Source organism: Paenibacillus sp. CFBP13512 (assembly GCF_005233705.1).
GTDB lineage: Bacteria > Bacillota > Bacilli > Paenibacillales > Paenibacillaceae > Saccharibacillus > Saccharibacillus nuruki.
This window is the reverse complement of sequence record NZ_QGAD01000037.1, coordinates 1-6,620: the sequence shown is the minus strand read 5'-3', so window position 1 is coordinate 6,620 and position 6,620 is coordinate 1. Positions and strand designations below refer to the sequence as shown.

Below are 6,620 nucleotides of genomic sequence, written 5' to 3'. Positions count from 1 at the left end.
TAATTATAATTTTAATTTTTATAGGTATATAGAATGAATTTCTTAAATTAGTAAGGGTTTCTTTAAAAAAGAAATAGTGGATAATGATAACAATAGTTACAATGAAGATCGGGATATCTGAGGATATTCTGATTTTTTATTTTATTGCGAAATTTGCTAAACAGCTTGCTTCGCTATTTTTATAGAAAGGAGGATGGAAATAATGAAAAAAATAATACATATGCTTATTATTTCTTTTGCATTGATGGCTACTATGGGTATGGTTTCTCCAGCAGAAGCAGCAACAGCAAAAAGTTATCAATATGATACTAGTGGTCGATTGCAATCCATTACATTACCAGGATATAAAATTACGTTTACGTATGACAAAAATGGTAACTTATTAAAGCGTTCTGTAGTTAAAGCGGCAGTCACGAAGTAATCGTTTTAACAACCAGCAATGTAAAGATTCAAAAAATGAAAATCCAAGAATGTATAGATAAAGGGGAACAACAAAAACGATGAATAAAATCATGCGTCAATATATGACGATAGTACTGGCAGGGGTACTATTTATAACTTCCTTCGCAGGGAACTTTTCACCTTCTGCTTCTGCTGCCTCCACAAAAGCAGGAAGTTCTATTACAAAGGCTATTTTGCCACCTGGTGTTACTTTAGTAGAGGGGAACTATAAAGAACCTGTACTCGATCCACCGAAAATAATGAAGTTTGATGAAAATAGTGTAAGTAATGATGTATATGTAATGTCTAATCCTTCTAAAGCAAAAGCAGGGGTACAAAGCTTCTCTATTGCTGAAAAAAGCGTAAATGATCCTCTTCGAGAAGAATCTTTATTACCTGCTCCTTTTGTTCCTAAGTTTTTATTGACCTCTAAAGAGGTTGGCGAACTGATGGAAGCAGGAGCAGGGCAGTATGATCGTTACCAACTTCACTTGCTTCGTTCACAGCAAGAGATTGATCCGCTTCAGGTATGGGATCAAAAGAAAAAAAGTGGCTTGTTATGGTCACAATGGCTCCCAGCAAGTGGATTGAAGATTGCCAATAGCAAGTCGGTTAGCCAAGATGTATACGGTATTTTCTTAAGTAATACAGCACCAGCTTGGACTCCATTATCTACTAAGAAAGTGACCAAAGATACGGTACAACAAGATACATATCAGCCGTCAATGGCTCCTTTAATGTCAATAATGGGTGTGACTACTGAAGAAGAAAATAGAGTTAGTAATACTCAGACGAATTTAGATAATTATCGGACTTTGGTTAATCCTAGAAAGATGAATGAGATTTATAAAGAACAGTATTCAGATCGACAAAAAACAAGCGAATCGGTTGATCCCGCTTCAGGAGCATTAACATGGAAGTTTAATGCACTTAGTTACCCAGGACGCGACGGACTGGATATGAATTTAGGATTAATGTATCAATCGAATCAAGCCAGTAGCTTTTTACAGGCCAATGCTAAAATTCCAAGAATAAGAACGGAAAATGGCGAATCTCAAGTAGTTGAAGAAAATGATGCACGCATACAATGGGCGACAACTAATTATTTAGTCGAACGTTTTCAGTTAGGCAACGGATGGTCTTTTCAGATTCCATCCCTACAAATTGAAGATGCTACGTATGGAGGAGATACTCAGTATTATTATCAAGATGGTCAAGGATCTTCTATGCAAGTTAAATTTGATGGGAAAAATGATTTAGAAAAAGCGACGAATCTTGTCAATCCACCCAATAAATTAACTCATTTTATGAAAGATAGCGGTAGTTTTGGTAATGGACAAACTAGTTCAGCCTTTTATATGGAATATCCAGATAAGAAAAGAGAATATTTTGATGCGGATGGAAGACTAATTGGTATTGTAGATCGGTTTCAAAATAAGTTAACGTATGAGTATGGTGGTGGGGGTAGTTCTAATACGCCATTAGACTATATGCAAATTACAGATACAGCAGGTCGTAAGCTTCGGGTTGAATACCAACGAGCGGACACAGAAAATACGATTACAGTATATTCGATTACATCGGACGGTAATCGAAAAGCAGAAATGGTGCTAAAAAATCAACCTCAGACTAGCGAAGCTACAGACCGTGGCAAAAAGATGGACGAGAAGATTAAATATACTCAGGATGTTAATCCAATATTGCGAACCATATCTTATGTTAATGATAATATTAATGGTGAACGTCAATATTTATGGACGACTAAATTTAACTATCAACAATTATTTTCTCAATTTAGCTATAGTGCTAGGAATTGGAATAGTCAAAATGGAGTAGGTGTAAATGTTGTTTTCCCACTGACCGAAATTGAGTATCCACGTTCACAAACTTATTATCAATATGGACAAGTTGCTCATGCATTGGGAAAAGATGGAATTATCCAAGATTATATTGTTACTCATCGTGCAGATGAAAGACAACGAAAAGATGGTCTAAAAAATAATATCTTACTAGAGAAAAAAGTTCTTCAAAATAACGATCTGACGAATGTAATTCGTTACGAATATGATAATGATTATACAGGCTTATCCCAAGAGGCTGACCCAGATAATCTTCCAAGTGGGTACACATATGGTCAGACAGCTTTCCAATTAAGTCAAGGAAAGCAGACATTTCGGACAGTCACACGTTTCAATAATAAAGCACAACGTCAAGACTTTTTACAGTATCCAGAAAATGGGCATTCAATTAAAACGAGATATGAAACATACAATGAAACATTCAAATTCAATCCGACTAAGATCAAAGCAGAGACAATTGATAATAATGGAACAGTAATACATTATACTGAGAATATTTACGATGAATTAGGTAATCTCAGACAAACGACAGCACCATTAACAGATGGACAATTAGCCGATGCGAACACTAAACAAAAACGATCGACGTTCTATACGTACGATCCACAGTACAATCAGATAGCGACAGAAAGTAAGTATCAGAATGAGAACAAACAAGTTACGAATACGTACCGCTATACCTCAGAAGGTCGTCCAAGTGCAGTGATTGATGCGAATAATCAAGAGACGACGTATAGTTATGGCAAGGCTGGAAATGCAGTCAGTCAAATGACTGTTGAACATCCGGTAAAACCTGGCGTTCGTGCACGTACAGTGACTGAATATGGAGCAGAAAGTGGATATACCCTTCCGGCTAAAGTGAGTACGTATTTCCGCTCGGCCAGTGGTGGAAATGAACTGCAAAATACCAAGTCATTTACCTATGATCCAAGAACCAGTCTGGTGAAGCAAGAAACAGATGGGGAAGGCAAAACGACTCGTTATGTGTATGATCTATTGGATCGGGTCACAAGCGTAACTAAACCTACGGTTACGAATACAGATGGTGAATCTTACACGATTGTAGACGAGTATAGTTACAACAACGCGTTTGTGGATCGTCAAGATGGAAGTCCGGTGGTTGCAGGACTCGTTGTCGTGACGAATCAGCAGACGACCCAAAAATCGAATGGAAAACAAGCGATCGTTGGTGAGCAAGTCTCCACTTATGATGGATTTGGTATGACCTTAACCGAATCCTATATGAATATATCGAGTGCTGATACGACCATGAAAATGACTCGTTATACGACCGATGCTCAGATGCGTCCAACGAAACAGACATCGGCTGTGTATCGACCGGTTACCAATAGTGCCAATTTACAATTGGTGAATGGACCTGTTGATGAGCTTACCATCGCTTATGATTCATGGAATCAGGCGATTGAAACGAAAGATGCCAAAGGCAATGTCATTAAAGTTAAGCATCAGCCTGTTTTTTACCGTCAATCACTGACATTCGTGAATGCAGGTGGAAACGTGCTGAATGCCGTGGATCAACAATACGATCAATGGGGTAATCTGATTGAAACGGTGGCGTATAAAGATGCCGCAGGTCAAAGTAATCCGCTGAAAGAAACGTACACCTATGATATCGCTGGCAATATAGTGACTTATACCGATCCGGAAGCGAATGCTAATGGACAGAAGAATCGTAACAATGAAGGTGCGACTCAAAGCTTCCGTTATGATGGATTAAACCGTCTAACGAGTCTGAAAGATGCACTAAACCAGACGACCAGTTATGAATATGATGGCAATGACCAATTGATTAAAGCGAGTATGCAAGATGCAGGAGCCACCATCAATGCTGTCATTTACAGCAAAGACTTTAATGAATCGAAAATGTTACTGAGCAAAACCGATCCAGCCAATGCGAGTACACAGAATCAATATGATGCTCTCGGTCGTATGAAATCGTCAACGGATCGTAATGGTTCAGGCACAAGTTATGCGTACGATGAAAGAGACCAGATCAAAGAGTACACCAAAACGATGACGTCACCAAAAGCTCAAACGGTAAAATATGTATCCACCTTTGGGAAAGGCGACATTCTAACGAATCAAGCCAGTCTACAAACGACAGGATTACCTTTAGTTAATCAACAAGTGAAAACAGATCTACTGGGTCGAGTGATTCAACAACGTGGTTATACGAGTAGTAATGATTATATCGGTGCAATGAACCTGACCTACAATGGCTGGGGACAAGTAGCTTCCATGCAGACCGACTTCCAAGCCGGAACCACACCGATCAAAGGAACCCGTCAAAATTACAGCTACGATACCAAAGAACAATTAACAACGATTAATCTAGCGAATGGTAGCAAAAATATTCAATATACGTACACGCCACAAGGACAAGTGGACACGGTCACGTATCCAACCATGACCAACGGCAAAGTACTGAAAAGCAGTTATACGTACAATGCGCTCAATCAAATGGAAACCATGACTACCACACTAGATAATGACGTGGTTGCCGCTTCCAACTATCAATACGATAATAATGGTAACATCGTGCAAGCGATCGAGAAGCGTCAAGGAAAAGCAGATGATACGATCACGTACGGATATGATGCACTGAATCGCTTAATCAGTGTGAATCAGCCAAGCCGTGGACAAGCGAGCTATACGTATGATCTACGTGGGAATCGCCTGACCTTAGAAGAAACACGCGATACGAAAGAAAACTTGAGTGAGACGAGTTATAGCTATAACGCTCTGAATCAGTTAGATCAATGGAAATCGGATGGAAAAACGTTGGACTTCCGTTACTTGCCAGATGGAACTCGTTACCAGAAACAGCTCACACAGACGGATAGTAAAGGAGCTGTCACGAAAACCGTTCAGAAATCGGTGAGTAACTCGGCAGGTAAAGTGATCTTTGAAGCGAAAGGGAGCGAGCAAAGCGAATATATTCGTGGCGATCGTGTACTACTGAAGAAGAAACCGGACAGTAACACCTTGTATTACTATTTATACAATGGGCATGGAGACGTTATTGGCATTTTGTATGATAACGGAACCGTAGCGAATAGCTACGAATATGATGAGTTCGGGAATACGGTAGCAGAACAAGAGAAGACGCCCAATCCATTCAAATATGCAGGCGAGTATCAAGATAGTGAGAGTGGATTGTACTACTTAAATGCTCGTTATTATGATCCAAGTATGGGACGGTTCTTGAATGAGGATACGGTTGAAGGACAGATTACGAATCCCTTAACCATGAATAATTATACGTATGTTGAGAACAATCCAACAAATTATATCGATCCAACAGGAAACAGTTCCATGCAACCTAGAAGTAAAAAATCTACTGCTGGTGGTAATGGACCTGGCGGTCCAGCAAATGGTCTTCCAAAAGGCGGCGGTGGCGGTGGCGGTATTGTTGGAGGAGTATTAATTGCAGCTCTTAAGAAAATAGAATCTAGTATTCGACATGAAAAAATTGAATATGGACAATTTTTCGACCAAGCAGGAAATAAAGTAAAAGGCCTCATAAAAGGAAAGGAAACATCAATTGATCTTTCACCTTATGAAGATATTGCAAAAGATAAAATATTCACTCACAATCATCCTACAAATGGATACTTTAGTGATAAAGATTTAGAAACTGCAGTAGGTTTTGGAATGAGCGAAATTAGAGCAGTATTACCTAATGGAATGACTTTAAGTATGAAAAGAATTGGTGAAAAATGGAAAGTTTCTGGAGAAGATGTAGTGTTGTTAATAAGAGATTTTCAAAGACAATTAATAAATGATCCAGATGCTCAAAGTTATTACAAATCAGGAAATATGGATGTAGTAGCAAATATGTTATATAAAAGATTAGCTTCTAAGATAGGAGGAGAATATAATGCAACAAGATAAAAATAATTATAAGAATAAATGGGGATTTTTAGATAAAAAACCTTATCAGCCGGGAAATATTATTGAAACTGTAGAGGATATCGATGTATGGATGGTAAATAATCCTTATATTATAGCTGAAAATCGAATTAATGCAGGCTCAATCGAAGATACTATTTTAGAGTTTATAGAGCTTTTTTGGAGTATAGAACCAGATTACAGATTACTAAGTGTGGTATTGCAAATGAACTTGGCAAAAAAAAATTATAAAGAGTATATATTTGTAAAGGCTAATTATAAAAATAAAATAACAGTGCCTAAAATTAAAGAAATTCATATGACACTTGATTCAGAGACAGAATATATTCAAACATTTGAACTTATTTTATACGAAATGCCTGATGTAACAATATTAAACGAAAAAGT

Annotated in this window: 3 protein-coding genes; all 3 read left to right on the top strand. The window is 37.9% G+C overall.

Going from position 1 to position 6,620, the window contains the following annotated elements:
• Positions 1-202: 202 nt before the first annotated feature.
• Complete coding sequence (locus PaeCFBP13512_RS22995) at positions 203-421, top strand: RHS repeat domain-containing protein (RefSeq protein ID WP_161594353.1); 219 nt, start codon at positions 203-205, stop codon at positions 419-421.
• Positions 422-500: 79 nt separating this feature from the next.
• The gene (locus tag PaeCFBP13512_RS22990) at positions 501-6,215 is read left to right on the top strand and encodes an RHS repeat domain-containing protein (RefSeq protein ID WP_137226320.1); all 5,715 of its coding nucleotides are present in this window, start codon (positions 501-503) and stop codon (positions 6,213-6,215) included.
• Positions 6,202-6,620: hypothetical protein (locus tag PaeCFBP13512_RS22985; RefSeq protein WP_137226318.1), on the top strand; the 419-nt coding region annotated here is incomplete at its 3' end. The genes PaeCFBP13512_RS22990 and PaeCFBP13512_RS22985, both read left to right, overlap by 14 nt.